Source organism: Sphingomonas floccifaciens (assembly GCF_042681125.1).
GTDB classification, from domain to species: domain Bacteria; phylum Pseudomonadota; class Alphaproteobacteria; order Sphingomonadales; family Sphingomonadaceae; genus Sphingomonas; species Sphingomonas floccifaciens.
On record NZ_JBHUFC010000003.1, the window covers coordinates 136442 to 162230 of the forward strand.

Here is a 25789-nt window from a genome sequence, read left to right on the forward strand (position 1 = left end):
GGGGAGGGGAGTTAGCGGGCCTCCGCCAGAAGCTTCGCCGTTTCGGCACCCGTCCAGTCGTAATCGCCGACCATCCGCCAGATCTCGCGCCCGTCGGAGCCGTAGAGAATCGTCGTCGGCAGTGTCGGCGTAACCTTCGGAATCCACGCCATCTTGCCATCGGTCCGCACATCGAGCGCGCTCAGGCCCTTGGCGCTGACGAACGGCGCGACCTTGGCGGCGTCCATGTCCTGACTGAGCGCGACGATCGCCAGCTTGCCAGCCTCGCGCTTCGCCAGCGCCTCCAGTGTCGGCAGTTCCTTCACGCACGGCGCGCACCAGGTCGCCCACAGGTTCACCAGCACGGGCTTGCCCTTGAACTCCGCCATCGAACCGAGCTTGCCGTCCAACCGTGCGAAAGAGTTGGCTGGCGCGACTTCGCCCTTGTGGCTGCGATCGATCTCGCGCGCGGCGGCGGCCTTTGGAGCGGCGGCGGGTGCGACCTCGTCCGGGCTGACCTCGTCGGGGCTTGGCGATACGCTAGCGACGTTTTCTTGTGCGGGGGCGTTCGATTGCCTATCGCAGCCGGCGGTCAGCACGGCGGCCAGGATCACAGGGTAGAGCGATACGCGCATGAGTTCCTCCAACAGCATGTGGGGCGGCAGGTTCGCCGAAGGGCCCTCCGCGGTCATGCGCGCGATCAATGCCTCGATCCCGTTCGACAAGCAAATGTGGCGGCAGGATATTGCCGGCTCCAAGGCGCATGTTGCGATGCTGGCGGAAACCGGCATCGTCGCACGCGAGGACGCCGATGCGATTACCGCGGGCCTCGAAAAGGTCGCCGACGATTATGCGGCGAACGGCGTGTCGGAGGATCTGGCGCTCGAAGACATCCATATGCTGACCGAGGCGCGGCTGGCCGAGGCGATCGGTACGCCCGCCGGCCGCCTGCATACCGCGCGCAGCCGCAACGACCAGGTCGCGACCGACTTCCGCCTGTGGGTGCGTGATGCGATCGACGAGGCCAATGTTGCGCTGGGCGCGCTGCTCGATGCGCTGATCGCCCGCGCCGAGGAGCATGCCGATGCGGTGATGCCCGGCTTCACCCATTTGCAGAGTGCGCAGCCGGTGACGCTGGGCCATCACCTGATGGCCTATCACGACATGGTCGCGCGCGATCGTTCGCGGTTCGCCGATGCGCGTGCGCGGCTCAACCGCTGTCCGCTGGGCGCAGCGGCGCTGGCGGGTACGGGCTTTCCGATCGACCGCGAGATGACCGCAGCGGCGCTGGGCTTCGACGGGCCGACGACCAACAGCCTCGATTCGGTCAGCGACCGCGACTTCGCGATCGAATATCTGACCAGCGCCAGCCAGTGTGCGCTGCACCTGAGCCGGCTGGCCGAGGAATTCGTGCTGTGGGCGTCGCAGCCGTTCGGCTTCGTCTCGCTGTCCGACCAATGGTCGACCGGCAGCTCGATCATGCCGCAGAAGCGCAACCCCGACGCCGCCGAGCTCGTACGGGGTCATAGCGGGCGGATCGTCGGGTTGATGACCGGCCTGATGATCACGATGAAGGGCCTGCCGCTCGCCTATTCGAAGGACATGCAGGACGACAAGCCGCCTGTGTTCGAGTGTCACGGCCTGCTCGCCCTGTCGATCGCGGCGATGACCGGCATGGTCGAAAGCGCGACCTTCCGCACCGATCGGATGCGCGGCGTGGCCGAGGCAGGATTTGCGACGGCGACCGACCTCGCCGACTGGCTGGTCCGCGAAGCAGGGCTGCCGTTCCGTGAGGCCCATCATGTCACCGGACGGGCGGTTGCTCGGGCGGAAGCGCTTCACGTGAAACTCGATGCCTTGCCGATCGAAGAACTGACCGCGATCGACGCGCGGATCGATGCGCGCGTCTACGGCGTGCTGACGGTCGATGCCTCGGTCGCGAGCCGCCGGAGCTTCGGCGGTACCGCGCCGGACCGAGTGCGTGGGGCGATCGCGGCGGCGCGGGCCGCACGGGAGGCGGAGGCATGAGGTATCTTGTCGCGCTGGGGTTGGTGGCCCTCGCCGCATGCGGATCGCGCGGCGAACTGCAACCGACCGCGGGTAAATCGCTGCCGGTCAAACCTTATGGCGCCGTCGCGACGCCCGACGCTAATGCGCTGATGCAGCCATCGGTGCAGGCGCGCCCGAGCCGCAGCGACGACCTTCAGCGTTCGAGCGAACGGCGCGAACGCGATGAATTCGACCTTCCGCCGAAGTGAGACGATGGACGATTTTGCTCCCAAGAACGGCGTGCTCCACGCCGAAGACGTGCCCCTGACCCGCATTGCGGAAGAGGTCGGCACCCCCGTCTACGTCTATTCGCGCCGCACGTTCGAGCGCCACGCCCGCGCCTTTCGCGAGGGGATGGAACAGGCCGGCAAAATCCATTTGGCCTACGCGATCAAGGCAAACCCCAATCTGGCGGTTCTGCGCATCATGGCCAACATGGGCTATGGCGCCGACGTCGTCTCGGTCGGCGAAATGCGTCGTGCGCTGGCGGCAGGGATGAAGCCCGCGGACATCGTCTTCTCCGGCGTCGGCAAGACGGTCATGGAGCTGGAGGCCGGGCTCGACGCCGGGATCGGCCAGTTCAACCTGGAGCTGGAGGAGGAGGGCAGTGTCCTCGCCGCCCTCGCCGCGAAGCGGGGACAGCGCGCGCCGGCCGTGCTGCGAGTCAATCCGGACGTCGATGCGGGCACCCATGCCAAGATCTCGACCGGCAAGGCGGAAAACAAGTTCGGCGTTGCGATCAGCGATGCGGTGGCGATCTTCGATCGTCTCGCCCCCCTCGACGGGTTGGACCTGCGCGGCGTCGCCATACACATCGGCAGCCAGTTGCAGAGCCTGGCGCCGCTGGAGCAGGCCTATGTCCGTATCGGCGAGCTGGTTGCCGAGCTGCGCGCGCGGGGACATAGGATCACCCATGTCGATCTCGGCGGCGGCCTGGGCGTGCCCTATCGCCCCGACGATGTGTTCCCCTCACCGGCGGAACTCGGCGCGATGGTCGCACGCGTGACGAAGGACTGGGGAGTCACGCTGATGTTTGAGCCTGGCCGTGTCATCGCGGGCAATGCTGGCGTGCTGCTGACCAAGGTGATCTGGGTGAAGCCGGCGGTCGGCGATCCCTGGGTGATCGTCGATGCTGCGATGAACGATCTCGCTCGACCGGCGCTGTATGACGCCTTCCACGACTTCGTGGCGGTCGAGCAGACCGGGGAGCGGATGGTGGCGAACATCGCCGGCCCGGTGTGCGAGAGCGGCGATACCTTTGCCAAGAACCGCGAGATCGACGTGGTGGAGAGCGGCGATCTCGCCATCTTCCGCACCGCCGGCGCCTATGGCGCGACGATGGCGTCGACCTACAACAGCCGCGCGCTGGTGCCCGAAGTGCTGGTCGATGGCGATCGCTATGCGGTGGTCGCCGACCGGATCGCGGCGGAGACGGTGATGGGCGCGGAGCGGGTGCCGGATTGGTTGTGACCCTGCTCGGTTCCCCTCGTCATCCCCGCGAAGGCGGGGGTCAATTCTGGCTGACCTTGCGGCTCTACCTTCGACGTCAGCCACAATGTATCCCCTCCTTCGCGGGGATGACGAAATCAGGTGCATAGTCTCCCCGTCTTCGTTCGGTTGACGGATCGTGCGGTCATCCTCGTCGGGAACGGCGAAGCGGCCGAGGCCAAGCGCAGGTTGCTCGAACGCGCCGGCGCGCGGATCGTCGGCGAGAATGCGACCGACGCCGCCCTGGCGATCGTGGTCGACGATGACGCCGCGGTTGCGCGACTGAAGGCGCGAGGGCTGCTGGTCAACGTCGTCGACCGGCCCGACCTGTGCGATTTCACCGTGCCGGCAATCGTCGAACGTGGTGATGTGATCGTCGCGGTCGGAACAGGCGGCGTGTCGGCCGGACTGGCGGCGGCGCTACGTCAGCGGCTGGAGGCCTTGTTGCCGGCCGGCCTGGGCGCCTTGGCGAAGGGATTGCAGGCGGCCCGTGGCGCGATGCGGATGCGGTGGCCCGATGGCGGCGACCGGCGGCGCGCGATCGGCGCGGCGCTGGCACCCGGTGGAGCACTTGATCCGCTGGGTCATCCGATGACGGTCGATGCTTGGCTCGCGTCCGCAGCTGTCGTTCCGTCGCGCACCGAAACCCTGATCGTGACCGACGATCCCGATGACTTGACCCTTCGCGCGGCGCGACTGCTCGCGCTTGCCGATCGCATCCATCATGCGCCGGACGTGGCTACGGCCATCCTCGATCGCGCCCGGGCCGATGCGGTGCGGATCGCGCGAGCGTTGCCGGCCACGACGGAACCCGGCCTGACCTTGTGGGTAGAGAGGCGACGATGAGCGGTTTCGCCTATGCCATCCGCGACGGCCGCGCCGAGGAGATCGACCTGAAGACCGCCCCGGCGGCGACGGGCGATCTGATCTGGGTGCATCTGTGCGTGTCGGACGACCGCGCACGGGCATGGCTGAGCGAAGAGGCGAAGCTGCCGGATTACGTGATCGAGGGACTGGTCGCGGCCGAGACGCGACCGCGCTGCACGCCGATGGACGACGGCGCACTGGTCAACCTGCGCGGCATGACCGAAGCGGACATGGGCACCGACCTACTCGCTTCGGTGCGGATCTATGCCAGCGCGGGCCATGTCTATACCGTCATGCGCCGGCAACTGAAGGCGCTGGAGACCGTCAAGCAGGGCGTGATCGCGGGGCGGATCGGCGACCCAGGCGACCTGATCGCGGAATTTTCGTCAGCGATCACCGAAGAGCTCGATCCGGTCGTCGCCGATCTTGGCGACCGGCTGGACGTCTGTGAGACGCAGATCGAAGCGATCCGCGCCTTTCGTCTGCGCCAGCGCGTCAACCGGGTGCGGATTGAGGCGATCGGCTATCGTCGCTTCCTGGCCCCCCAGCGGGCCGCGCTGGAAAAGCTGGCTGCGCTGCCGGTCGACTGGATGCACGACGACGATCGCGTCCATTTGTCCTCCGCCGCCGACCGCGCCGCGCGCATGGCGGAAGAAGTGGAGGCGATCCGCGAACGCGCCGGGCTGATGCACGAGACGCTGACCGACCTGCGCGGCGAACTGATCGACCAGCGCAGCCTCGTGATCGCGATCGCGGCGATGATCTTCCTGCCGCTGACGTTCCTGACCGGGCTATACGGGATGAACGTCGAAGGCTTGCCCTATGCCAAGGAGCCCTGGGCGTTCGATGCGATCCTGGGGCTGTGCGCCGCGATCGCAGCGGCGATTACCGGGTGGTTCAGCTGGCGACACTGGACGCGGTAGGCCGGATCGACATTTACATCGATCCTCCCCTGCAAGGGGAGGTGGCAGTGCGGAGCGTTGACGGAGGGGTGTCGCGCTTTCGATAGCGGGACACCCCTCCACCACGCGCTGCGCGCGCGGTCCCCCTCCCCTTGCAGGGGAGGAAATTTGAATGTCGTCCGTCCCAGGTTCGCCTGCCGACTAACGGGCAGCGCTAACGTCGCAGGAAATCAAACATCTGGTCGACCATGATCGTCAGTTGTGATTCGGCGCGGTCGATCGCGTCTGGCCCCTCGGCGGTGTTGATCGCGACGCCCAGCGGTGTCGGCCAGCCGCGCAGGGCGTGGGTGATGCTGCGCAGGCCGATCAGCGTGGCGACGGCGGCCTGCCATCCTGCGGCGGTGGCGATATGGCCGACGGGCAGGCCGTGGAAATAGGGGCGCTCGTCGCCCGACATCAGTTCGACATGGTCGAGCGCATTCTTGACCAGGCCAGAAAAGGTGCCGTGATAACCGGGCGAGCCGATGATGATCCCGTCGGCCGAGCGCAACGCCGCCAGGAAGGCGGCCAGCGTCGGGTCGGTGGCGGTCTGACCGGGCTCGAAATTCGGAAAGGCGATCGCGTCGCCGGTCAGCAGGGTCGTGCGCGCACCGCGGCTCTCGGCGATGGCGAGCGCACGGGCCAGCGCCGCACCGGTCGAGGATTGCGCGCGACCGGTTCCACCCAGGGCGACGATATGCGGAGCGGCGGTCTGCGACTGTATCATCGTCCGCCGATTAGCGGCTCGATGCGTCGCCGTCACGCGCGGCGTACGCTGTTCCAGGCTCCGGCGATTTCGTCGAGTGTCTCGGCGACCATCAGGAAGGGTTTGGGATCGAGCCCCAGGCTGGCGTCGGTAACTTGCTTGCGCGCGCCCTGGTACATGCGGGCCAGCGTGTAGGACAGGTCGCCGCCGGCATCGAAGTCGAGCCCTGCCTCCAGCGCGAACAGGATCGCAATGGCGCGGGTGACCCGCTCGCTCTTCACGTCGTAGCGATGATTTTCGGCCGCCCACGCCGCCGAACGCAGCGCACGCGAACATTCCGCGTAGAGCAGCGCGACGAGACCGGCGGCATCCTCGCTGCCGACGCGGCTCGCCATGTCGACCGAGCGGTAGGTCGCTTCGGGACTGGCGAAGGCGGTGGAATAACGGGCCATCAGTTCGAATTCCACGCTGCGATCTGGTTGGTGAGGAAGCTCTGCGTCGCCTTGTACGCGGCCACCCGCGAATCCATCGTCGCATATTGCTGGGTCAGGCGGGTCTTGGCCTTTTCCTGGGCGGTGGCCAGCTCGGCCTTCTGGCTGGTGATCTTCGCCTGGGCCTTGGTGTAGCTGGTCTGCGACGCGCCGAGGCCGAAGGTCGCGCTGGTGACTGTCGCCGACACCGCGTTCAGTGCCGCCGACAGGCCATCGCGCGACGAACGGACGCCGCGATCGGTGAACATCGCCTCGACCGCCTGGGGATTGGCGGCGATCGATGCGGAGAGGCGGCGCGCGTCGATGCTCAGCGTGCCGTCCTTGTTGGTGGCGACGCCGATCTCGGCCAGCGAAGTCGGGCTGCCGTCGGTCGCGCCGGTCAGGTTGGTCAGCGTCAGCGACCGCAGTTCGCGCTTCATCTGCTGCGCGGCCGGATCGCGGGCGAGTTTGCCGTTGATCGGGTCGGTCGCGGCCTGAAGCAGTTTGTAGAGTTCGTTGAACGTCGTGACGACGTCGTTGACCGCCTGGCTGAGCGCGGAGGTGGCCGGCGTCACGCCCAAGCTGACTTTCGTACCGGGAACCGCCGATTGCAGGTCCAGGCGGATGCCGGGGATCAGGTCGGTGATGCTGTTGGTCGTGCGCGAAACCTCGACCCCGTCGACCGCGATCTTGGCATCCGCGGCGCGGGTCGCGATCTTCGCATCATTGGCCGTCACGTCGAGCGCGCTCACGAAGTCCGCCGAGCCGCCGGTCGTGGCGATGGTGAAGGCGCGGGCGGCACCGCTCTCGCTCTTGAGCAACAGGCGCTCGCCGGTGCCGTCGGTGATGACCGACGCGGTCAGCCCGCTGGCGGCGGCGTTGATCTTCGCCGCGATCGCGCTGGGGGTTGAATTGGCGGCATCGTCGATGTCGATGGCGGGAATGTCGGTCGCGTCGGGCTGGAAGGCGCCGTTCTCGTCGTAGGTGCCGAACTGGATCTTGATGCTGCCGGTGCCGAGCTGCGTGCCCGAGGGGATGGTCGCGGAAGCGGCGACCTGTGCAGCGGCGAGCTGACGAACCTCGACGGTGTTGGACAGTGTGGAGACCTGGCTGCCGCTCTTCACGCTCGCCTTGACGATGGCCGTGTTGCTGCTGGTCGCCTGCGTCGCCAGCGTGCCGCCCTTGACCAGGGTCGACAGCGCCGAGGCGAAGGTGGTCATCCCGCTCTTCAATTCGCCGATCGACGAGATCTGCGAGGTGAGCGTCTCGGTCCGCGCGTCGAGCTGCTTGCCCTTCACGTCGAACTGGGCCGACACGAGACCGGTTACCAGCGCCCCGATGTCGATGCCCGATCCCACGCCGAGCGTCTTTGCAATCGAATCGACCACGTGCGTTCCCTTCGCCTGTTAGATCGACCGAACGAGCATAAGATTTAGCCCTGTTTGACGCCGTTTTCGTCAAATCTTGCGGTTGCCGGAACGGTAACCAACGGCTGCAGGCCGCCGGCCGCCTGATTGACGCCGAAGACGAAGGCGAGGACGGTCGCGACCGCGAGATACAGGTCGTCGCGGATCTCTTGGCCCTCCTTGCTGGTGTAGTAGATACCGCGGGCCAGCGTCGGATATTCGAGCACCGGCAGGCGCATCTCGGCGGCGAGTTCGCGGATGGCGAGCGCGGTCGCGCCGCGGCCCTTGGCGACGACGACGGGCACCTGATCCTGCCCCTGATCGTAGCGCAGCACGACCGAGAAATGGGTCGGGTTGGTCAGCACGACATGCGCGCCCGACATCGCCTTGCGGAAACCGCCCTTCAGGATCTCGCGCTGGCGGGCGCGCAGATTGGCCTTGTTCTCCGGATTGCCCTCGGCCTCCTTATGCTCGTCCTTGACCTCGTCCTTGGTCATCTTCAGCTGGTTGAGCAGGCGGATGGCCTGGATCGGCACGTCGATCAGCGCGATCAGCACGAGTCCGCCCGACATGACGAACAAGAGCGTCATGAACGTGCCGCCCAACTGGTCGATCGCGCGGTGGAAGTCGGACGTGGCGAGCCCGATCATCCGCGCGCGCATCGACCACAGCATATAGGCGCCGATCGACCCGAGCAGCGCGACCTTCAACAGCGACTTGGCGAGCTCGACCCAGCCGTTCATCCCGAAGATGCGCTTCAGGCCGGAGGCGGGGTTCAGCTTCGACGGTTTGGGCGCCATCAGCTTGGGATTGAAATGCAACGCGCCGAGCCCCGCCTGGCTGATGATCGCGCCGACGATCGAGATGGCGAAGAGGATCAGCAGCGAGGGCATCAGCTTCGCACCCGCCTGGGCCAACGGGCGGAAGGGTTCGAAATGCTCGATATCGGCGCGGCCGAAGGTGAAGCCGGCGGCCATCACGCCCTTCAGCGCGGACAGCATCGCGGGGCCGAGCATCGCCAGCCACGCGCAACCGATGAGGACGCCCAGCGCGGAGGCGAACTCCTTGCTGCGCAGCATCTGCCCGTCATCAAGCGCCTTTTGGCGGCGCCTGGCTGTTGGGGCTTCTGTCTTTTCGCCGCCTCCGCTCATCCGCCAAGCACCAATGTGCTGGTCATCTCGATCGTCTCATGGACGATGACGAGCATATAGTCGCCCATCGCGGGCAGGGCGATCATCAGCGCTACGACGCCGACCGCAAGGCTGGCGGGCAGGCCGACCGCGAACAGGTTCATCGCCGGCGCCGAGCGCGACAGCATCCCGACAACGAGGTTGAGGCAGAGCAGCAGGAAGCCGACCGGCAGCGCGAGGAGCAGTCCGGCGAGGAAGGCATAACCGCCGAAGAAGGCGATGTTGCGCAACCGCTCCGGCGCGATCCAGGCGGCGCCCGGCGGCAGCGCCTGATAGGAGCGCACGATCAGGTCGACCAGGATCAGATGCCCGTCGACCGACAGGAACAGGAGGGTCAGCAGGATCGACAGGAACTGGCCGAGCGCCGGTGACGACGTGCCGTTCAGCGGATCGACTGCTTGTGCGAAGCCGATCCCCATCGACGTACCGATCAATTCACTCGCCACCAAAGGCGCTGCAAAGGCGATCTGGAGGATGAAGCCGATCGTCAGGCCGACGAGGATCTCGGCGGCGATCGAGACGAAGGTGGTGAGGGCGAAGACTTCGGTTGGGACGGCGTAGCTCTGGCTGTTGAGGACCAGGATGCCGATCGCGCCCGACAGCGTGATGCGCACAGGCAGCGGCACCGCGACCGCGCCGAAGACGGGTGCCGCCACGAATGCCGCTCCAACGCGCACCATCGTGAAGAGGAGCGCCCAGAGCTGGGGTTCTATGCTTAGACCAAAGCCGAGCACGCTTATCCCTCTCCCATCGGGAGAGGGAGGGAGCTGGCGAAGCCGGCGGAAGGGTGAGGGCAGGCGAGGGCGCTTACGGCTGCCCTCACCCTCCCACTCGGCTGCGCCGAGCAGGCCCCTCCCTCTCCCACAGGGAGAGGGGTATTGGTCACCTGACGAGCTCCGGAATGCGCTCGAAGATGCTGGTCGTGAAGTCGCCCAGCAGCCCGAGGATCATCGCCCCGAACACGACGATGCTCACCGCCACGACGATCAGCTTCGGCACGAACGACAAGGTCTGCTCGTTGATCGAGGTCGCAGCCTGGATCATGCCGAGGATGAGGCCGGAGACGAGCGCGGGGATCAGGATCGGGGCGGACGCGAGCGCGAGCACCCACATCGCTTCGCGCGCGACGGTCAGGAAGTAGTCGGCGTCCATGATCTCAAACCAGTCCGTTCGGGCTGAGCTTGTCGAAGCCCTGCCCTTTGTCTTCGTGCCGGTTCGCTTGCCGCCCGAAGAAAGGGCAGCACTTCGACAAGCTCAGTGCGAACGGTGTTCTGATGACAGCCAAAGGCCTAACTCACGAAACTGTTGGCGAGGCTGCCCATCGTCAGCGCCCAGCCGTCGACGAGGACGAACAGCAGCAGCTTGAACGGCAGCGAGATGATCTGTGGACTGAGCATCATCATGCCCAGCGACATGAGGACGGTCGCCACCACCAGATCGATGACAATGAAGGGCAGGAAGATCAGAAAACCGATCTGGAACGCGGTCTTCAGTTCCGACGTGACGAAGGCCGGCAGCAGGATCGAGAAGGGTGTGTCCTTGGGGCTCGCGATCGGCCCGACCTTGGCGATGCCGGCGAACATGGTGACGTCCTTCACCCGCGTCTGCTTCAGCATGAAGGCGTGGAAGCTGTCGCCGCCGCGTTCGATCAACTGGGTCGCATTGATCTGGCCGGCGGCATAGGGCTTCAGGCCGTTCTCGTTCACCTGAGAGACGACCGGCGCCATCACGAAGAACGACAGGAACAACGACAGGCCGATGATGACCTGGTTGGGCGGCGAGTTCTGGAGGCCCAGCGCCTGGCGCAGGATCGCCAGCACGATGACGATCCGCGTGAAGCTGGTCATCATCAGCAGGATGCCCGGCAGGACCGTGAGCAGCCCCATGATGATGAGGACTTGCAGCGACAGCGACAGCGGCGCCTGACCGCCGCCCAGCTGGCCGAGCGCACGGTCGACGGCATCGCCGACACCGGGCGCGGCAGGCGCAGGCACCGGCGGCACGGTCTGTGCGAAGGCCGGGAAGGCGACCAGCAACGCCGTCATCATCGCGAACACGATGATCAGGCCGCGGAACGTCCGGCCGGAATTACTGCGCATGTCGGGCAGGAAGGCTTGTGCGAGGGTCACTGACCGTCCCTCCCGATGCCCGCCTTGTCGATCAGGGTCACACCGCCGCGGCCGACCGAGATCAGCAGCCGGCGTCCTTCGAAATCGAGCACCGCCAGGCGCAGGCCGGGGGAGATCATCATCGTCTCCTTGACCTTCAGCATCCGCTCGCCCTGGTTGCGGGGCAGGCGGGCCTCCAGGCGCCGCCACAGATAGAGGCAGCCGACCAGCAGGCCGCAGACCAAAGGCAGCAGCACGACCAGCTTCAGGATGTAGGACCACATCATGACGTCAGACCTTCCTCAGCGATCGCGCTTGTCGGGGCTGACCAGCTCGGTCATCCGCACGCCGAACTTCTCGCCGACGGTCACGACTTCGCCGCGGCCGATGAGGGTGCCGTTGACAAAAACATCGAGCAGTTCGTTGGCATGGCGATCGAGCTCGATCACGCTTGCCTCGCCCAGCGCGAGCAGTTCGCGCAGCGTCAGGCTGGTCGAGCCGATCTCGACCGTCAGCTTGACGTCGACATCCTGAAGCAGCCGGAAATTGGCCGCGACCGATGCGTCGCCAAGGGAGGACACTGGCGGAAATCCGCCGGCCATGTCGTTCATCGATCGTCCTCTTCGTAAGCGTCGTGTGCGTTGATGTCTTCGTCGCCTTCGCGATCGAGCTTGGTGATGCGGATCGCGGCCTTGCCGTTCGACGTGCCGACGATGCCCTGGCCCAGCCGGTCGCGACCGACCATGACGGGCACTTCGGCACCGAAGCTGACGGGGACGACGTCGCCCACCTTCAGCTCCATCAGCTGCGCGAGCGAGATGGTGGGTTCGGCCAGGACCGAGCGGACCGGGAAGCGGACGTTCATCGCCGCGCGGGTCAGGCCGCTGCGCCACTTGGGCTCGGGCGCGGAGCGACCCAGCACCTTGCCGGTCAGCGTCGGCGCGAACGGCTTCAGCGCGGCGACCGGGTAGACGATGTCGATGAAGATCGGATCGGTATCCGTGCCCGACAGGCCGAAACGGGTGACGATCATCGCATCGTCGCCGTCGAAGCCCTGGAGCAGCGCGGGCGAACCTTCCGGATTGCCGCAGTCGAATTCGATGCGGGCGAGCGGCGTCCAGGCGTTGCTGAGCGGCGCGACGATCATTCGGCCCAACCGGCCGATCATCGCCTCTCCCGCGGGCGTGAATTCGCTCGGCAGATTGCGCGGGCGGTCGCCGGGACCGCCGAAGAACAGGTCGAGCGTCTCCATGACGAAGCCGCCGTCGAACATGACGAAGGCACGCATGTCGCCCGGCGTCATAGCCAGCGGCAGCCAGGCGGTCAGCAGGCCGTCACGCTCGGCCGAATAGTCGGCGAAGCGCTGGACGACCAGCGGCTCGGCCCAGGTCCGGATGTTCCGGCGCAGCACGGGCTCGAACACGCCGCGAAAACTCCGGGCGAGACGCGCGGAGAGATGTTGCAGCGTGTGGAGGTCCCCGAACGGATTGAGATTCGCGACGCCCAGGGAGGCGGCGTGATCCGCCGTTCCCCTCGACCGTCCGCGTCGCTCGTTCGTGTCCGTTGCCGCGCTGTTAACCATGCACGTTCACTGAACAACGAAATTGGTAAAGTAGACGTTACCAATGCCGCCGAATCCCTCTTTTTGTTTGAGGACGCCGTTGATCGCCTGGGTCAGTTTGCGCTGCAGCTGCTCCTTGCCTTCCTGGGTAAAGACCGATTCCTCGTCGGTGTTGCTCAGCGTCATCAGGATGGCGGAGCGCACCGCGATCTCGTGAGTTTTCAGATTGTCGATGACCCGGTCGTCGTAGGGCGTGGAGACCGCGATGCCGACCTGGATGAAGTGCACGCTTTCCTTCAGGTTGGAGGTGAACTCCTTTTCCAACGTGAAGTAGTTGGAGGCATATTTGTCGCCGCCTTCGCCGGCCGGAGTCGGCAGGCCCTCGGCCTTTTCGCTGCCGCCCTCCGATTCGCCTTCGCCGCCACCGCCGTGGCCGCCCTCACCACCCTCGCCGCCGGCGGCCGATGCGCGCTTTTCCTCGGACTTGGGGACGAGGTGGGGGGTGTTCTTGTCCTCTTCCTTCTCGGCATGGCCACCGCCGCCGATCAGGCCGCTGTTGGCCGCATAAAGGCCGGCACCCACGCCGCCGCCGACCAGCGCAATCAGGCCGACGCCGACCACCAGCAGCTTGCCGAGCTTGCCCTTCTTCTTCTTGGCCCCGCCTTCGGGAGCCTCCGCCTTGTCGCTCATGTGTCAGTCCTTTCGTGTCAGGCAAGTCGTGTTTCGGTTGAGTCGGATGTCGCGGCGGACGTGTCGGTCGCGGCGGAAGCGGGACGGCGCGGAGTCGCGGTCGGTGCCTGCTGCGCGTCGCGGCGGCCCGAATCGGCGAAGCTGCCACCGGTATCGACGGTCGCGCCGCCGAGCTTCAGCCCGCGTGCCTCCGCCATGTCGGCCAGCCGCGGCGCGGCGTCGTTCAGGATGGTGCGGGCCTGCGTCGTATCGGCGGTGATATCGACGCGGATCTGGCCGGCGTCGTCACGCCGCAGCGCGACGTCGATGTTCCCCAGTGCATCGGGTGAGAGCTTCATCCGCGTCTCGGCGACACCGCCCGATTCGTCGCGGATCGTTTCGATCCGGTCGATCATCGACGTCATCCAGTCGGCACGGCTCATGTCGAGCGCGGCCTGGTCGGCGGCGGCGCTCGCGTGGACGGCGAGCGGGGTCGTGGCGAGCTGTGTCGGCGCGGTTCCGCCCAGCAGTGCGATCGGCAGCGCTTCGCTCGACGGCTCGTCGCGATCGACCGGCGGCGCGGCGGCGAACATCGCCTGCGCGAACATCCGCGCGGCCGGCTGGATATCGCGCGGCGCGATCGCCGGCATCTGGATAGCCGGGGCGGGCTGTTCGGGCGTCGCCGTCCGGTGGTGCGATTCGGCGCGCGTGCCGGTTGCGGGAGCCGCGATAGCTATCTCGCTCTGTGACCCGGCTTGAGGCTGCGACGCCGGATCGACGGCCTGCACGATCGGCGATGTAGCGGACGCGATTGGGACAGCCGGAGCCGGCCGTTCCACTGCAACCGTCGCCGGTCGCACCGTGTCGGCGCCAAGGCGTGACAGTTGATCGGATGCGGTGGGGGCGGACGTGGTAAATCTCAGGGCCTGCGAACGATCGGGCGGCAATGTCATCGAGGCGGCAGCGCCGGTACTGGGACCGTGCGCAGATGCCTCGACCGGCCGGGGCTGCGATGCGGCGACACCCGGCGCAGCGACGATTGCAGCTGCGAGGCGAACCGTCGCGCGGTCCGTCGGGGCGTCGACACCCGGTGCGGCGGCTGCGACCGCCGGAGACGATCGGACTCCGGCATCAGCTACAGCGGTCTGGGCGGGCATGACCTGCGGGTTTGGAGCGCCAGCCGAGGTCCCCCGCGCTACGCCCGGCGCGACAGGCACATCCGCGACTGTGATCGGTGTCGCAGCACGAATTTTCGCGGTCGCGGGCAATGGTGCCGGCGAATCGACAATGATCGGGGCAGGGGGCGGGGGTGTCGCGGCAAGCGCTTCGGGCTGTGGAAGGTTCTGGGCGGAGCCGTCCTTCTGTCCGGATGTGGCCGTGTCGTCGTCGCTTGGCCGGTCGACATGGGCGATGTCCGCCGGATCGGCCGATCGACCGGCGCTGGCGGCGGCAATCCTTGGGTCCGGTACCGCTGCGAGCACGCGACGGGCGCGCGCCCTTGCGAGCTTCGTCGTCGCCGGATCGGGGGGCAACACCGTCTCGCCCGACGAAGACTTGGGTGTCGAGGCCTCGGTGGCGACGGCCTCTGACGTAGCTACGGTGACGGCTGGTCTTGCGGGCGCGGGCAGGGTGGTGGGCGTCGCGATCGGCAAGATGTTGCCGGGTGCGGCAGCGGTTTGCCCCGCCGCCACCGCGATCGATGTCTTCATGATCCCTGCATCCGACAGCATCGGCGATGCGCCACCGCCCGCCAGATCGGCGAGCGCAAGCGCGAAGTCGCTGGTGGTGGACAGGGCGAGCCCGGCCGGCCGCGAGGGGGAAAGCGCAGGCGACAGCGGCAGGGCGGTCAGTTCGATCATGGGTCGGATCAGGTCCTGTGACGAGATGTCGTCACCAGATCAGCAAGGATCGTGCCGTTTTCTCTTGAACGATGGCGCATCCTCCATCGCGCGCAGTTCCTTCAGCGCGATCTGAGCCTCGGCACGAACGATCAGCTTCTCGATCGCGGACTGGTCGCGGCGCGCCTCCTGCGTCGCGGCGCGCGCGCGCTCGACCCCCGCTTCCGCCATCGCGCGTCGCGCGTCGGCGGCGACAGCGGAAGCGTGGAGCCGGTCGCGGTAATAGGCGGCAGCCGCCATGTTCGAGGCATAGCCATCGTCATTCACCCGCGGCGCGACGTTGTCCGCCAGCTTGCGGATGCGCGTCTGAAGCGCGGTCTCGCTGTCGAGCTTCGCGTTTGCCGCCGCCTCGCCCGCGCGGACCAGGTTCAGCTGGAGCGTGCGGACGCGCAGCAGGCGGTCGAGCTTCTGCTTGTGCTTGTCAGCCATCGCCGAAGACGCCGGTCAGTTCGGCGATCGCTTCGTCCAGCGGCACGACGGCGTCCGAATCCTGACGGACATAGTCCATGACGGCGGGATGATAGGCGATGGCGGCGTCGATCTGCGGATCGGCACCGGCACGATATGCGCCCATCAGTACGAGGTCGCGGTTCTCTTCATAGGTCGCGAGGTGCCGGCGCAGCACGCGTGCGGCATGCTGATGCGGTTTCGACGTGATGTCGGTCATCACGCGGCTGACCGAAGGACCGACGTCGATCGCGGGATAGACGCCGCGTTCGGCGAGCGCGCGGTTGAGCACGATATGGCCATCGAGGATCGATCGCGCCGAATCGACGACCGGATCATTGCCGTCATCGCCGTCCGCCAGCACCGTGTAGATAGCGGTGATCGACCCGCCGGTCAGCGCGCAGGTGCCGGCGCGCTCGATCAGGTTGGGCAGCATCGCGATGGCCGAGGGCGGATAGCCGCGCGCCGATGCCGGTTCGCCGAGTGCCAGCCCGATCTCGCGACCGGCGTGCGCGACGCGGGTGAGCGAATCCATGATGAGCAGGACGCGCTTGCCCTCGGCGCGGAACGCTTCGGCGATCGCGGTGGCGCGCAGGGCGCCGCGGATGCGGAGCACGGGAGAATGGTTGGCGGGCACGGCGACGACGACCGAGCGCGCGCGGGCTTCGCCGTGAACCTTGGTTTCCAGGAAGTCGGCGACTTCGCGGCTGCGCTCGCCGATCAGGCCGACGACGACGACATCGGCCTTGGCCGCCCGGACCATCATGCCGAGCAGCACCGACTTGCCGACCCCCGATCCGGCCATGATGCCGACGCGCTGACCCTGGCCGATGGTGAGCAGGCCGTTGATCGCGCGGACGCCGACGTCCATCGGCTGGAGCACGCGCCCGCGATCGAGCGGGGACTGGAGCCGGCCGGCCAGCGGCCAGCGTTGGGCACCGCGGATCGGTCCCTTGCCGTCGATCGGCTTGCCCGACCCGTCGACCACGCGGCCGAGCAGGGCGGCGCCGACCTCCGCCTCGCCCGGCGGGCCGATCGGCCGGACGGGGGCGTTGGGCAACAGGGCGGCGGGACCGCCGAGATTCATCAGGATGGTGCGGCCCGAGCGGAAGCCGATGACTTCGGCCTCGACCGCGCCATGCTCGCCGCCGCCGATCATGCAGACGGTGCCGACCGGCAACGCCAGGCCGACCGCTTCCATCAGCAGGCCGTCGTACGAGGCGAGCCGCCCGGAGATCGACGGGCGCGGCGTGAAGTCGCTTGCGCCCAGATCGGCGAGATAACGGCCGGCGAAATCGTTCAGCACGACGGCGTAGCCACCTTGTCGATCGCCGCGGTCAGCTGCTCGAGCCAGCGGTCGGGGCCGTCCTCGACGATGGTCGAGGCGCTTTCGAGGACGAAGCTACCGCGTGTGACATGCGGGTCGCCGACGGCGAACAGCGTCGCGGGCAGGCGGCCCTCGACAAGACCGACGTCGGACGGGTTCAGGCGCAGCAGCGCGCTTTCGGCCGAATCGGCCAGTGCCTCGACCGCGGTCTCGATCCGTTGCGTGAGCAAATCGGCGGAGACACCGACGTCGCCGACGACGCGGCTGACGAGCAGTAACACGGTCTGGCGCAACTGGAGGGCGAGGCGATCGCGGTCGAAGGCGACGCCGGCGCCAAGCGCCGCGCCCAGCGCATCGGCCAGTGCCCGGTCGCGCCCTGCCTCGGCGGCTGCGTGCGCCAGGCCGGCGGCGAAGCCTTCGGCGTGCGCCGCATCACGAGCGGCGGCGACCGGATCGGAAAAGCCGTTGGTGTCGTCCGGGTTCAACATGTCCCACCCATCGGTGGAACGGTTGTCGGGGTCGAACGGCGTGAAGTGGCGTGGCCCGCCTTCGCCCTGCGGCGAAAAGCTCCTGGGGCGTCCGCGCGAATGGGTGCCGGCCAGATCACGCGGCTCGAACCCGCCGGGCACCGCGAAGGCGGCGCTGAGGGCGGCGGCAGCGGCATCGTGGCGGCTGACGAAGCCGGCCTGAAAATCGGTCATGCCGCATATCCTCTGGCGAGAGTTTCGCCGCGACTATCGTTTCGAGGCCTTAACGAAGCGTTGAGCATAATGCGGCGGCGCATGGCATCAGACATAATCGTCGTCGCCGGCGCCCATGACGATCGTGCCGTCCTTGGCGAGGCCGCGGGCGATGGCGATGACCGCCTTCTGCGCGTCGAGCACTTCGCTGAGCCGCATCGGCCCGCGCGATTCCATCTCGTCGCGGATGCCGTCGGCGGCACGGCTCGACATGCAACCGAGGAAACGGTTGCGGACCGCATCGTCGACGCCCTTGAGGCTGCGGACCAGCGTATCCGAATCGACGTTGCGGATGAGGGTGCCCAGACTCTTCTCGTCGAGGTCGAGCAGATTGTCGAAGACGAACATCGCCTCTTCGATCGCCTTGGCCACGTCCTTGTCGATCTTGTGCAGCTTGGGCATCACGCGCGCTTCGGTCGCCTTGCGCGCCGACTGCATGATCTTGGCCGCTTCCTTCGTCCCGCCCAGCTGAACCGCAGCCGTGCTGGTGCCGCCGCCCTTGCCGGCGCGGGCCGACAGCATGGCGTTCAGCGTCTCGACCGCTTCGGGCGTGATCGGACCAAGCTTGGCGATGCGATGGAGGATGTCGGGCTGGATCGCCTCGGGCAGGATTTCGAGCACCTGCGCGGCGACGCCGGGGTCCAGGTTTGCGATGATGAGGGCAGCGACCTGAGGATGCTCCTCCTCGATCAGCGCGGCGATCTCCGGCCCGTCGAGCCAGTCGAGCATGTCGAGCTGGCACGCGGCCTCGGGCGGGGTGATGCGGGCGAGGACGCTGTCGGCCTTGTCGGGGCCGAGCGCCTTGGTCATCATCCCTTCGATCTTGGGGCGGGGATCGAACCCGATCGCGGTGCGCTGCTTCGCATGGCCGACGAAATCGTCGAGCACGTCCTCGACCTCCGCCTCGCTCACGTCGGCGACGGCGAACATCGCCTTGCCGAGCTGACGAACCTCTTCGGGGTCCAGCTTCTGCAGGATCGCGGCGGCTTCCTCGTCGCCGACCAGCATCATCAGCACTGCGGCGCGCTCGACGCCGGTGTAGGTGCGGACGCCGCCCAGGACCTCGCTCACTGCGGCTCTCCGGTCTTGATCATGTCGCGGACGGCGAGCGCGGCGCGCGTCGGATTCTCGCGGGTGAAGCCGCGGACCAGCCCGACACGCTCGTCATAGTTGCGGGCGCTGTCGAGCATCTCGATCGATACCGGCTGACCACCCTTGGCCGCTTCCGCCTGCGCCGCGGCGAGTGCGGCCGGATCGGCATTGGGGTCGGCAAACGCCAGCTTGGCAGGATCGCCGGCCGCATCGTCGCGCTTCTTCATCAAGGCCTTCGCCATCGGCCGGACGCCGAGGAACAGGACGAGCAGCGCGATGATCAGCGCGGTCGCATTGCGCAGCACCATCGGCACCCAATCGGCCTGATACCAGGCCGGGGCTGCGGTACCTTCGATCGCAGCGCCGGTGAACTTCTTGGAGATGACCTGCACCTGGTCCTGACGCTCGGCATTATAGCCGACCGCCGCCTGGACGAGCCCGGTGATCTGCTGGATTTCCATCGCCGTGCGGCGACCCTTTTCGGGTTCGCGCAACAGGACGGCGACCGACAGGCGGCGGACGCTGCCCGGGGCGTTGCGCGTCACCGACACTTCGCGGCCGAGGTCATAGGCGCGGGCGAAGCTGTCGGACTGCTTCATCGCGTCGGTGACCGGACCGGCCGGCGTCGTCTGCCCCGGCGCGCCGTTGGGCGGCGGCTGGGTGGCGCCGTTGGCGGGCGTGGTCAGCGTCGATGCGGCCGGCGCCTGATTGCTCAGCGCACCGGGGATACCGCCGGGTGCGCCGGCATTCGGCTGGTTGCCGGTCCATGCACCTTGTTCGGCGCGCAGCGTACCCTGCTTTTCATAGCTTTCGCGGGTCGCCTGGGTTTCGTCGAAATTAATGTCGGCCTGCACTTCCGCGGTGAAGTTGCCGGCGCCGACCAGCGGGGTGAGCAGCTGGGCGACCTGCGCCTTCACCTTGTCCTCGACCTGGCGCTGCATGGCGATGCGCTTGTCGGCGGCGCCATCGGTGCCGTCGCTCGGGTTGCTGAGCAGGGTGCCCATCTGGTCGACGATGGTGACGGCGTCCGGTTTCATCCCCGGCACCGATGCGGCGACGAGGTTGACGATCGAGCGGGTCTGCGCGTCGCTGAGGACGCGGCCAGGCTGGAGCTTGAGCACGACCGACGCGGTGGGCGCGGCCTGGTCGCGGACGAAGACGGTCGATTCGGGCGTCGCGAGATGGACGCGCGCTTCGGCGACCACGTCGATCTCCTGGATCGAGCGGGCGATCTCGGTTTCGCGCGCCTGCTTCACGCGCTCGCCCTCGACGACGCGGCTGATCCCCATCGGCAGCTGGTCGAGCAGCGCATAGCCGCCGGGCGCCGCCTTGGGCAGATCCTGCCCGGCGAGCAGCATCCGCGCCTTGTGGTAATCGTCCTCGGCGACGGTGACATTGCCCGATCCGTCGGTGCCGTTGTCGATGTTGGCGGTATCGAGCGCCTGGACGACGGCGGCCTTGTCCGCGTCAGCGAGGCCCGCGAACAGCGCCTTTTGCGGCGGCGTCCTGAGCGTCGCCCAGGCCAGCGCCGCGGCGGCGATGAGCCCCACGAGGAAGATGAGCGGCAGGCTGCGCTTGACCGCAGGCTGCGTCATGAAACCGGTGACCTGCTTCAACGGGTTGGCGAAGCGGGGTTCGGTCGGCACGGCGCCGGGCGAGGTGATGATCTGCGTGGCCATGGATTACACCGGCATGCTCATGATGTCCTTGTAAGCCGACAGCAGCTTATTGCGGACCTGAAGGGTGGCTTCGAAGCCGACGGACGCCTGCTGGCGGGCGAGCATCACTTTCGCGATGTCGACCGTTTCGCCACGTTCATATTGCGCGGAAAGCTCGCTCGCCTGCGCTTGTTGAGAGTTCACGCTTTTCAGCGCGTCGCTCATCGTATCGGCGAAGCTGGCGGGCTTGCTGGCCTGTGTGGCGGCCGGCGCGGACGATGCGTTGGCGGCATCGGCGGCGCGGGCCAGCGCCTGGTTGCGTTCGAGGATCTGGCTGCGCAGCGTCATCACCCGGTCGATGCCCATGGCACCCCCGACGGGACCGATGCTCACAGTGCAGCACTCCGGCTATGCGGCGCAGCGATCTCTTCGCCTTCCGCGCGCGCCTTGGCCAGGCGGTAGCGCAAGGTGCGTTCGCTGATGCCCAGGCGCCTGGCCGTCTCGATCCGGCTGCCACCGCACGCGGCCAGCGTCTCGCGGATCGCAGCGAATTCGCTCATTTGTACGACCTTGCCCAGGGTTACCCGATCGCTCGCCGCGGGCTCGCCGTCATTGTCGGCGGCCAGAGGCGCGAACATCGGCGCGGCCGGGGTCGGGCGGTCGAAGATGATGTCGCCGATCTCGATTCGGTCGCCGCGCGCCAGCAGCATCGCGCGCTGGATCACATTCTCCAGCTCGCGGACGTTGCCGGGCCAGTCGTGGCGGATCAGCATGTCGAGTGCCTGGGGGGCGATCCACGGCAACTCGGCCCGGTCGGCGCCGTGGCGCACGATCATCGCCGCGGCGAGCGCAGGGATGTCGTCGCGACGCTCGGCAAGTGCGCGGGTCGAGAGCGGGAAGACCGAGAGGCGGTAGTAAAGATCGGCGCGGAAGCGACCGGCGGCGACTTCGGACTGGAGATCGCGGTTGGCGCAGGCGATGACGCGCACGTCGACCTTTTCCGGCGTGGTCGCGCCGATCGGGACCACTTCGCGTTCCTGAAGCGCGCGCAGCAGCTTCGCCTGGAGGCCGATCGGCATCTCGGCGATTTCGTCGAGCAGCAAGGTACCGCCGTTCGCCGCACGGAAGAAGCCGTCGCCGCCCGACGATGCGCCGGTGAAGCTGCCCTTCACATGGCCGAACAGCATCGCCTCCAGCATGGACTCGGGCAGGGCGGCGCAGTTGATGGCGATGAAGGGACCGTTCGCGCGCGGCGATCCGGTGTGGATCGCACGGGCCAGCACTTCCTTGCCGGTGCCGGTCGGGCCATTGATCAGGACGGTGATGTCGCTGGCGGCGACGCGATCTGCGAGCGTGTAGAGCGCCAGGCTTTCCGGGTCCGCGGCGACGGGCACGCCGGGGCGCAGCATGGCGGTGGCGAAGCCTGCGCCGATCGCGGCGTCGTCGCCCTCGAAGCTCAGGCGAGCCGGGTTGCCGTCGCGGAACGGGACCGCCTTGGGCGTGCCCTCGCCAATCACCAGCGTGCGGCCGGCGACCGGCGGCGTCTCGCCGTCCGCGATCAGGAACAGGTCGCCCGGCGTCGGCTTGCCGGTTTCGAACGATCCGATCGTGAACCCCTGGGCACGCAGGCCCGACACCAGCGCATATTTCTGGCGCAGCACGGCGGCCGACGGAAAGAGTGAAGCCATGACGATCGATTCCCCCTGAACGACCGTAGAAATGCTGCCTGAATGGTAAATTGTTGGTAAAATCCCCAGTCTTGCCGGCAAAATTTTGCCTACTGTGTTCCGGGCGAGCGGCGGCGCGTATCGCGCGCCGGTGTCGTTTTCCCTGCGCGTATCGTGAGCGAGGCGAAAAATCAGGCCCGCAAAAAAAGCCGCTAAAGCTCTGCAACGGGCGGCCGTTACCACTTTCGACGGCTCGAACTTCCGCAGTGGGGGGTAGCGGGATCGTCGGCTGAAATGGAGAAACGACATGACCGTTATCGGTACCAACCTCGGCTCGCTTCGCGCCGCCAACGCCTCGACCCGCGCCAACCAGGCGCTGAGCCAGAGCATGGAGCGTCTGTCGACCGGCAAGCGCATCAACTCGGCCAAGGACGACGCCGCCGGCCTCGCCATCGCCACCTCGATGACCTCGCAGATCCGCGGCATGAGCCAGGCGGTCCGCAACTCGAACGACGGCATCTCGATGGCGCAGACCGCTGAAGGCGCGCTCGACGAAGTCGGCAACATGCTGCAGCGCATCCGCGAACTGGCCGTCCAGTCGTCGTCGCAGACCTATGGCACGTCGGACCGCACCAACCTGAACACCGAAGTGACGCAGCTCAAGGAGCAGATCACTTCGATCCTCACCAACACCGAATTCAATGGCGTGAAGCTGTTCGACGGTAACGCGGGTTCGAGCGGCACCGTCGCCGTCCAGGTCGGCGCTGATGCGAACACGACCGTCAACCTGACGTTCGCCGCGACCACGCTGACCTCGCTCGGTGTCAGCGCGACCGCAGTCGACTCGTCGGCGAACGCCCAGACCGCGATCGGCACCGTCGATACGGCGCTGGAGACGATCTCGAGCAAGCGTGCGAACCTCGGTGCGTCGCAGAGCCGACTGCAGTCGGTCGTCAACAACCTGACGACGACGATGACGAACCTGAGCGACGCTCGCAGCCGGATCGAGGACGCCGACTATTCGGCCGAAACCGCCGCGCTCGCCAAGGCCCAGATCCTGAGCCAGGCGTCGACCGCGATGCTGTCGCAGGCCAATCAGAGCCAGCAGTCGGTTCTCCAGCTGCTGCGCTAAGAGACGCAAGTCTTGGCGGGGGTGGCGTCACCCCCCTGACAGACGCCATCTCTCGCAAAGATGCCGGTTCATCCGGCAAACGGAGCCCCGGAGGTCGCAGGACCGCCGGGGCTTTCGCTATGATCAAGCCGCGGGGAGAAGCTGTCGGTCAGACAGCGGCGGCTCGTGCGGTTCCGGTCAAAGGATCAGAACGCGCCCGGCACCTCGCGCTGCATCGTGTCGGGCCGGTCGGGCATCAGCAGTTCATAGGTGCCGGTCGGCGCCGCGCGACTGATCCGCGACGTCTCCGCATTTGCGGTGATGGCGCTGCACGACCGGCCGCCCAGGAAGTTGAGCGCCGCCGCGATCGACGACTCGCGCGCGTCACCCAGCGGATAATTGACGTCGTCGGTCGCCTGGCATGTCCTGGGAACCACCGTCGCGAGTCCGTCGAAATAGGCGGCTGACCGATTGCTGTTCTGCGTCGCGAAGGCGATCACGCGCAGACGGTCATCGCAGGCGGCGCGGTCGATCGCGATCTGACCGACCGGCTTGCCATAGGTATTGGTGCCGACCAGCGCCATGTTGGTGCCGAGATAGGGGATGAACCCGTTGATCAGCAGTTCGCTGGCCGAAGCGGTGCCGCTGGTGCCGATGAAGGCGATCTTGGTCGGCGCGATCGACTGGGGCTGGGGCGCGAAATAGCTGGTCGAATTCTGCGATGATTTCTCGGGCCGGAAGGTAGTGTAGGAGAAGACGTCGCTCGACGAGCGATTGCCGCCGAGCAGCCGCGCGAACGTATCGGCGACCGACACCAGCCCGCCGCCATTGTAGCGCAGGTCGACGATGACCTCGGTGACGCCCGCCGCACGCAGCGCCGCGAAGGCCTCACGCAACCCGTCGTTGGCGGTAGAGATGAAGGTGCGCAGGTTGACGTAGCCGACCTTCTTCCCGCCATCGTCGAGGATCTTGTAGCCGTAGCGGCTCGACACCGGCGTCAGCGTATAGTCCGCCTTCGCGACGCTCACGTCAGATACGACGCCGGCCTGGCTGCGGATGCGCAGCAGGCGCGTCGTGCCCGCGGTGTTCGGGCCGAGCGCGTTGGAAACGCCGGCCGTGCCCTCCGACGCCATGATGTCACTGACATTGCGCAGGTTCGCCGTGCTCGTGCCGATCGCCAGGATTTCGGTGCCGCGATCGATTCCGGCGGCCAGCGCCGGCGTGCCTTCGAACGATTCGGCGATGAAGGTGCGGCGCGTCGTCGCATTGTTCGACAGGCGGAAACCGAAGCCGGCCGTTTCGCCCGAAGCATAATAGGCGTTCTCGGCCGCGATCGACGTCACATAGGTGAAGTAGCGATCGCGCCGCTGGCCGCGCGCGGTTGCGGTCAGCGCGTCGATATAGCCATCCAGCGTGGTGTAGGGCGTCGGGTCGAGGTTGGTCGGCAGCGTTTCGTAGAACAGATACCATTCGCGCAGCTGCGCCGCCGCCCAGTCCTGGCGCTCGCGCAGCGAACAGCCGTTGGTGCTGGACGTCGGGGTCGGGCTGGAGGTACCGGCGCTCGACGTCGGGGTGCTGATCGATCCCGTGCTGCTGCCCCCGCCGCCGCATGCGCTGAGCATCGCCAGAATGGATGCCGCAGCCCCGATACGCCTGAACTTCATGCAAATACCTCTCTCTAAACAGGAGCTTAGCATGGATCATGCATCCTGTCAGCGGAATGTACGAGCGGCAGCGCCCAGTCGATCGTACCGCGGCCATGTGCGGCGAGGAAGGCGTTGGCGCGCGAGAAGGGACGCGATCCGAAGAAGCCGGTGCGGGCGGACAGCGGCGAGGGATGCGCGCTGCGGATCACCAGATGCCGATCGCCGTCGACGAATCCGCCAGCCTTTTGCGCGTGCGCGCCCCACAGCAGGAAGACGCTGGGTTCGGCGCGCGAGTCGACGGCGCGGATGACCGCATCGGTGAATCGCTCCCAACCGCGTTTGGCATGCGAAGCGGGGCTGCCCATGCGCACGGTCAGCGTAGTGTTGAGCAAAAGGACGCCCTGTTCCGCCCAATGCCGCAGATAGCCGTGACCGGCGCGGGCAATGCCCAGGTCCGCGTCCATCTCCTTGTAGATGTTGACGAGGCTCGGCGGCACACGAACGCCGGGCCGGACCGAGAAGCTGAGCCCGTGGGCCTGCCCCGCCCCGTGATAGGGGTCCTGCCCGAGGATGACGACACGGACGCGGTCGAGCGGCGTCAGGGCGAGCGCGGCAAAGCGGTCGGGTTCCGGCGGGAAGACCGATGCTCCCGCGGCCTGTTCGACGCGGAGGAAGGCGTCCAGCTCGGCCATATAGGGTTGCGTGAACTCGCCACCGATCGCGGCCTGCCAACTCGGATCGAGCGCCGTCGGCGTCATCATCGGCTGCC

28 protein-coding genes are annotated in these 25789 nt (G+C 67.3%); 6 read left to right on the top strand and 22 right to left on the bottom strand.

Going from position 1 to position 25789, the window contains the following annotated elements; all coding sequences use genetic code 11:
* Positions 1 to 11: 11 nt before the first annotated feature.
* The gene (locus ACFSC3_RS07625) at positions 12 to 614 is read right to left on the bottom strand and encodes a TlpA family protein disulfide reductase (RefSeq protein WP_380939814.1); all 603 of its coding nucleotides are present in this window, start codon (positions 612 to 614) and stop codon (positions 12 to 14) included.
* A 16-nt stretch (positions 615 to 630) separates the two neighbouring features.
* Between ACFSC3_RS07625 and argH the strand changes: the two genes are divergently transcribed.
* The 5 genes from argH to ACFSC3_RS07650 all read left to right on the top strand — a co-directional run bounded on the left by argH (position 631) and on the right by ACFSC3_RS07650 (position 5306).
* On the top strand, positions 631 to 2007 hold the full coding sequence (gene argH, locus ACFSC3_RS07630; protein ID WP_380940886.1) for an argininosuccinate lyase: 1377 nt from the start codon (positions 631 to 633) through the stop codon (positions 2005 to 2007).
* Positions 2004 to 2237, top strand: coding sequence for a hypothetical protein (locus ACFSC3_RS07635; RefSeq protein ID WP_380939815.1), 234 nt, complete (start codon positions 2004 to 2006; stop codon positions 2235 to 2237). Before argH ends, ACFSC3_RS07635 begins: the two co-directional genes overlap by 4 nt.
* Positions 2238 to 2241: 4 nt before the next feature.
* Positions 2242 to 3498, top strand: a complete 1257-nt coding sequence (gene lysA / locus ACFSC3_RS07640) for a diaminopimelate decarboxylase (RefSeq protein WP_380940887.1) — start codon at positions 2242 to 2244, stop codon at positions 3496 to 3498.
* Positions 3499 to 3618: 120 nt separating this feature from the next.
* Entirely contained in the window at positions 3619 to 4362 is a 744-nt protein-coding gene (locus ACFSC3_RS07645; protein WP_380939816.1) for a precorrin-2 dehydrogenase/sirohydrochlorin ferrochelatase family protein, read from the top strand.
* On the top strand, positions 4359 to 5306 hold the full coding sequence (locus ACFSC3_RS07650; RefSeq protein ID WP_380939817.1) for a CorA family divalent cation transporter: 948 nt from the start codon (positions 4359 to 4361) through the stop codon (positions 5304 to 5306). Before ACFSC3_RS07645 ends, ACFSC3_RS07650 begins: the two co-directional genes overlap by 4 nt.
* Before the next feature lie 193 nt (positions 5307 to 5499).
* Here ACFSC3_RS07650 and ACFSC3_RS07655 read toward each other — a convergent pair whose 3' ends face one another.
* The 19 genes from ACFSC3_RS07655 to ACFSC3_RS07745 all read right to left on the bottom strand — a co-directional run bounded on the left by ACFSC3_RS07655 (position 5500) and on the right by ACFSC3_RS07745 (position 22284).
* On the bottom strand, positions 5500 to 6051 hold the full coding sequence (locus ACFSC3_RS07655; protein WP_380939818.1) for an NADPH-dependent FMN reductase: 552 nt from the start codon (positions 6049 to 6051) through the stop codon (positions 5500 to 5502).
* A 32-nt stretch (positions 6052 to 6083) separates the two neighbouring features.
* Positions 6084 to 6482, bottom strand: a complete 399-nt coding sequence (locus tag ACFSC3_RS07660; RefSeq protein ID WP_380939819.1) for a flagellar export chaperone FliS — start codon at positions 6480 to 6482, stop codon at positions 6084 to 6086.
* On the bottom strand, positions 6482 to 7888 hold the full coding sequence (gene fliD, locus ACFSC3_RS07665; RefSeq protein ID WP_380939820.1) for a flagellar filament capping protein FliD: 1407 nt from the start codon (positions 7886 to 7888) through the stop codon (positions 6482 to 6484). Before fliD ends, ACFSC3_RS07660 begins: the two co-directional genes overlap by 1 nt.
* 44 nt (positions 7889 to 7932) lie before the next feature.
* Positions 7933 to 9057 carry an EscU/YscU/HrcU family type III secretion system export apparatus switch protein gene (locus ACFSC3_RS07670; RefSeq protein ID WP_380939821.1) on the bottom strand — a complete coding sequence of 375 codons (1125 nt, stop codon included), beginning with the start codon at positions 9055 to 9057 and terminating at the stop codon, positions 7933 to 7935.
* Positions 9054 to 9830, bottom strand: a complete 777-nt coding sequence (gene fliR, locus ACFSC3_RS07675) for a flagellar biosynthetic protein FliR (protein ID WP_380939822.1) — start codon at positions 9828 to 9830, stop codon at positions 9054 to 9056. Before fliR ends, ACFSC3_RS07670 begins: the two co-directional genes overlap by 4 nt.
* Before the next feature lie 148 nt (positions 9831 to 9978).
* The gene (gene fliQ / locus ACFSC3_RS07680; RefSeq protein WP_380939823.1) at positions 9979 to 10248 is read right to left on the bottom strand and encodes a flagellar biosynthesis protein FliQ; all 270 of its coding nucleotides are present in this window, start codon (positions 10246 to 10248) and stop codon (positions 9979 to 9981) included.
* Positions 10249 to 10385: 137 nt separating this feature from the next.
* Positions 10386 to 11144 carry a flagellar type III secretion system pore protein FliP gene (gene fliP, locus ACFSC3_RS07685; protein WP_380940888.1) on the bottom strand — a complete coding sequence of 253 codons (759 nt, stop codon included), beginning with the start codon at positions 11142 to 11144 and terminating at the stop codon, positions 10386 to 10388.
* A gap of 77 nt (positions 11145 to 11221) precedes the next feature.
* Positions 11222 to 11491: a flagellar biosynthetic protein FliO gene (locus ACFSC3_RS07690; RefSeq protein ID WP_380939824.1), complete on the bottom strand. Its 270-nt coding sequence runs from the start codon at positions 11489 to 11491 to the stop codon at positions 11222 to 11224.
* A 15-nt stretch (positions 11492 to 11506) separates the two neighbouring features.
* The gene (gene fliN / locus ACFSC3_RS07695) at positions 11507 to 11815 is read right to left on the bottom strand and encodes a flagellar motor switch protein FliN (protein WP_380939825.1); all 309 of its coding nucleotides are present in this window, start codon (positions 11813 to 11815) and stop codon (positions 11507 to 11509) included.
* On the bottom strand, positions 11812 to 12786 hold the full coding sequence (locus tag ACFSC3_RS07700; protein WP_380939826.1) for a flagellar motor switch protein FliM: 975 nt from the start codon (positions 12784 to 12786) through the stop codon (positions 11812 to 11814). Before ACFSC3_RS07700 ends, fliN begins: the two co-directional genes overlap by 4 nt.
* 6 nt (positions 12787 to 12792) lie before the next feature.
* Positions 12793 to 13455: a flagellar basal body-associated FliL family protein gene (locus tag ACFSC3_RS07705; RefSeq protein WP_380939827.1), complete on the bottom strand. Its 663-nt coding sequence runs from the start codon at positions 13453 to 13455 to the stop codon at positions 12793 to 12795.
* 17 nt (positions 13456 to 13472) lie between these two features.
* Positions 13473 to 15293 (bottom strand): flagellar hook-length control protein FliK, encoded by a 1821-nt coding sequence (locus ACFSC3_RS07710; protein WP_380939828.1) that lies wholly within the window; start codon positions 15291 to 15293, stop codon positions 13473 to 13475.
* Positions 15294 to 15332: 39 nt separating this feature from the next.
* Positions 15333 to 15761, bottom strand: coding sequence for a hypothetical protein (locus ACFSC3_RS07715; RefSeq protein WP_380939829.1), 429 nt, complete (start codon positions 15759 to 15761; stop codon positions 15333 to 15335).
* Entirely contained in the window at positions 15754 to 17085 is a 1332-nt protein-coding gene (locus tag ACFSC3_RS07720; protein WP_380939830.1) for a FliI/YscN family ATPase, read from the bottom strand. Before ACFSC3_RS07720 ends, ACFSC3_RS07715 begins: the two co-directional genes overlap by 8 nt.
* Positions 17079 to 17807 (bottom strand): FliH/SctL family protein, encoded by a 729-nt coding sequence (locus ACFSC3_RS07725; protein WP_380939831.1) that lies wholly within the window; start codon positions 17805 to 17807, stop codon positions 17079 to 17081. Before ACFSC3_RS07725 ends, ACFSC3_RS07720 begins: the two co-directional genes overlap by 7 nt.
* An 87-nt stretch (positions 17808 to 17894) precedes the next feature.
* Positions 17895 to 18917, bottom strand: a complete 1023-nt coding sequence (gene fliG, locus ACFSC3_RS07730) for a flagellar motor switch protein FliG (RefSeq protein WP_380939832.1) — start codon at positions 18915 to 18917, stop codon at positions 17895 to 17897.
* A complete protein-coding gene (fliF, locus tag ACFSC3_RS07735) occupies positions 18914 to 20617 on the bottom strand; it encodes a flagellar basal-body MS-ring/collar protein FliF (RefSeq protein WP_380939833.1) in 1704 nt (567 codons plus the stop codon). The genes fliG and fliF overlap by 4 nt, the downstream gene beginning before the upstream one ends.
* 3 nt (positions 20618 to 20620) lie before the next feature.
* Positions 20621 to 20962, bottom strand: a complete 342-nt coding sequence (gene fliE, locus ACFSC3_RS07740; protein ID WP_380939834.1) for a flagellar hook-basal body complex protein FliE — start codon at positions 20960 to 20962, stop codon at positions 20621 to 20623.
* Between the two features lie 23 nt (positions 20963 to 20985).
* Positions 20986 to 22284: a sigma-54 interaction domain-containing protein gene (locus ACFSC3_RS07745; RefSeq protein ID WP_380939835.1), complete on the bottom strand. Its 1299-nt coding sequence runs from the start codon at positions 22282 to 22284 to the stop codon at positions 20986 to 20988.
* 286 nt (positions 22285 to 22570) lie between these two features.
* Between ACFSC3_RS07745 and ACFSC3_RS07750 the strand changes: the two genes are divergently transcribed.
* Positions 22571 to 23395, top strand: a complete 825-nt coding sequence (locus ACFSC3_RS07750) for a flagellin N-terminal helical domain-containing protein (protein WP_380939836.1) — start codon at positions 22571 to 22573, stop codon at positions 23393 to 23395.
* Between the two features lie 185 nt (positions 23396 to 23580).
* Here the strand turns inward: ACFSC3_RS07750 and ACFSC3_RS07755 are convergent, their stop codons facing one another.
* Positions 23581 to 25038: a S41 family peptidase gene (locus ACFSC3_RS07755; protein WP_380939837.1), complete on the bottom strand. Its 1458-nt coding sequence runs from the start codon at positions 25036 to 25038 to the stop codon at positions 23581 to 23583.
* Positions 25039 to 25064: 26 nt separating this feature from the next.
* Positions 25065 to 25781 carry a uracil-DNA glycosylase gene (gene ung / locus ACFSC3_RS07760; RefSeq protein ID WP_380939838.1) on the bottom strand — a complete coding sequence of 239 codons (717 nt, stop codon included), beginning with the start codon at positions 25779 to 25781 and terminating at the stop codon, positions 25065 to 25067.
* Positions 25782 to 25789: the final 8 nt, after the last annotated feature.

Bases quoted from the DNA above. Each gene is read 5' to 3' on its own strand.
- ACFSC3_RS07625 (WP_380939814.1), bottom strand. From the start codon at position 614: ATGCGCGTATCGCTCTACCCTGTGATCCTGGCCGCCGTGCTGACCGCC.
- argH (WP_380940886.1), top strand. From the start codon at position 631: ATGTGGGGCGGCAGGTTCGCCGAAGGGCCCTCCGCGGTCATGCGCGCG.
- ACFSC3_RS07635 (WP_380939815.1), top strand. From the start codon at position 2,004: ATGAGGTATCTTGTCGCGCTGGGGTTGGTGGCCCTCGCCGCATGCGGA.
- lysA (WP_380940887.1), top strand. From the start codon at position 2,242: ATGGACGATTTTGCTCCCAAGAACGGCGTGCTCCACGCCGAAGACGTG.
- ACFSC3_RS07650 (WP_380939817.1), top strand. From the start codon at position 4,359: ATGAGCGGTTTCGCCTATGCCATCCGCGACGGCCGCGCCGAGGAGATC.
- ACFSC3_RS07655 (WP_380939818.1), bottom strand. From the start codon at position 6,051: ATGATACAGTCGCAGACCGCCGCTCCGCATATCGTCGCCCTGGGTGGA.
- ACFSC3_RS07660 (WP_380939819.1), bottom strand. From the start codon at position 6,482: ATGGCCCGTTATTCCACCGCCTTCGCCAGTCCCGAAGCGACCTACCGC.
- ACFSC3_RS07670 (WP_380939821.1), bottom strand. From the start codon at position 9,057: ATGAGCGGAGGCGGCGAAAAGACAGAAGCCCCAACAGCCAGGCGCCGC.
- fliQ (WP_380939823.1), bottom strand. From the start codon at position 10,248: ATGGACGCCGACTACTTCCTGACCGTCGCGCGCGAAGCGATGTGGGTG.
- fliP (WP_380940888.1), bottom strand. From the start codon at position 11,144: ATGATGACGGCGTTGCTGGTCGCCTTCCCGGCCTTCGCACAGACCGTG.
- ACFSC3_RS07690 (WP_380939824.1), bottom strand. From the start codon at position 11,491: ATGATGTGGTCCTACATCCTGAAGCTGGTCGTGCTGCTGCCTTTGGTC.
- fliN (WP_380939825.1), bottom strand. From the start codon at position 11,815: ATGAACGACATGGCCGGCGGATTTCCGCCAGTGTCCTCCCTTGGCGAC.
- ACFSC3_RS07700 (WP_380939826.1), bottom strand. From the start codon at position 12,786: ATGGTTAACAGCGCGGCAACGGACACGAACGAGCGACGCGGACGGTCG.
- ACFSC3_RS07705 (WP_380939827.1), bottom strand. From the start codon at position 13,455: ATGAGCGACAAGGCGGAGGCTCCCGAAGGCGGGGCCAAGAAGAAGAAG.
- ACFSC3_RS07710 (WP_380939828.1), bottom strand. From the start codon at position 15,293: ATGATCGAACTGACCGCCCTGCCGCTGTCGCCTGCGCTTTCCCCCTCG.
- ACFSC3_RS07715 (WP_380939829.1), bottom strand. From the start codon at position 15,761: ATGGCTGACAAGCACAAGCAGAAGCTCGACCGCCTGCTGCGCGTCCGC.
- ACFSC3_RS07725 (WP_380939831.1), bottom strand. From the start codon at position 17,807: ATGACCGATTTTCAGGCCGGCTTCGTCAGCCGCCACGATGCCGCTGCC.
- fliF (WP_380939833.1), bottom strand. From the start codon at position 20,617: ATGGCCACGCAGATCATCACCTCGCCCGGCGCCGTGCCGACCGAACCC.
- fliE (WP_380939834.1), bottom strand. From the start codon at position 20,962: ATGGGCATCGACCGGGTGATGACGCTGCGCAGCCAGATCCTCGAACGC.
- ACFSC3_RS07745 (WP_380939835.1), bottom strand. From the start codon at position 22,284: ATGGCTTCACTCTTTCCGTCGGCCGCCGTGCTGCGCCAGAAATATGCG.
- ACFSC3_RS07750 (WP_380939836.1), top strand. From the start codon at position 22,571: ATGACCGTTATCGGTACCAACCTCGGCTCGCTTCGCGCCGCCAACGCC.
- ACFSC3_RS07755 (WP_380939837.1), bottom strand. From the start codon at position 25,038: ATGAAGTTCAGGCGTATCGGGGCTGCGGCATCCATTCTGGCGATGCTC.
- ung (WP_380939838.1), bottom strand. From the start codon at position 25,781: ATGATGACGCCGACGGCGCTCGATCCGAGTTGGCAGGCCGCGATCGGT.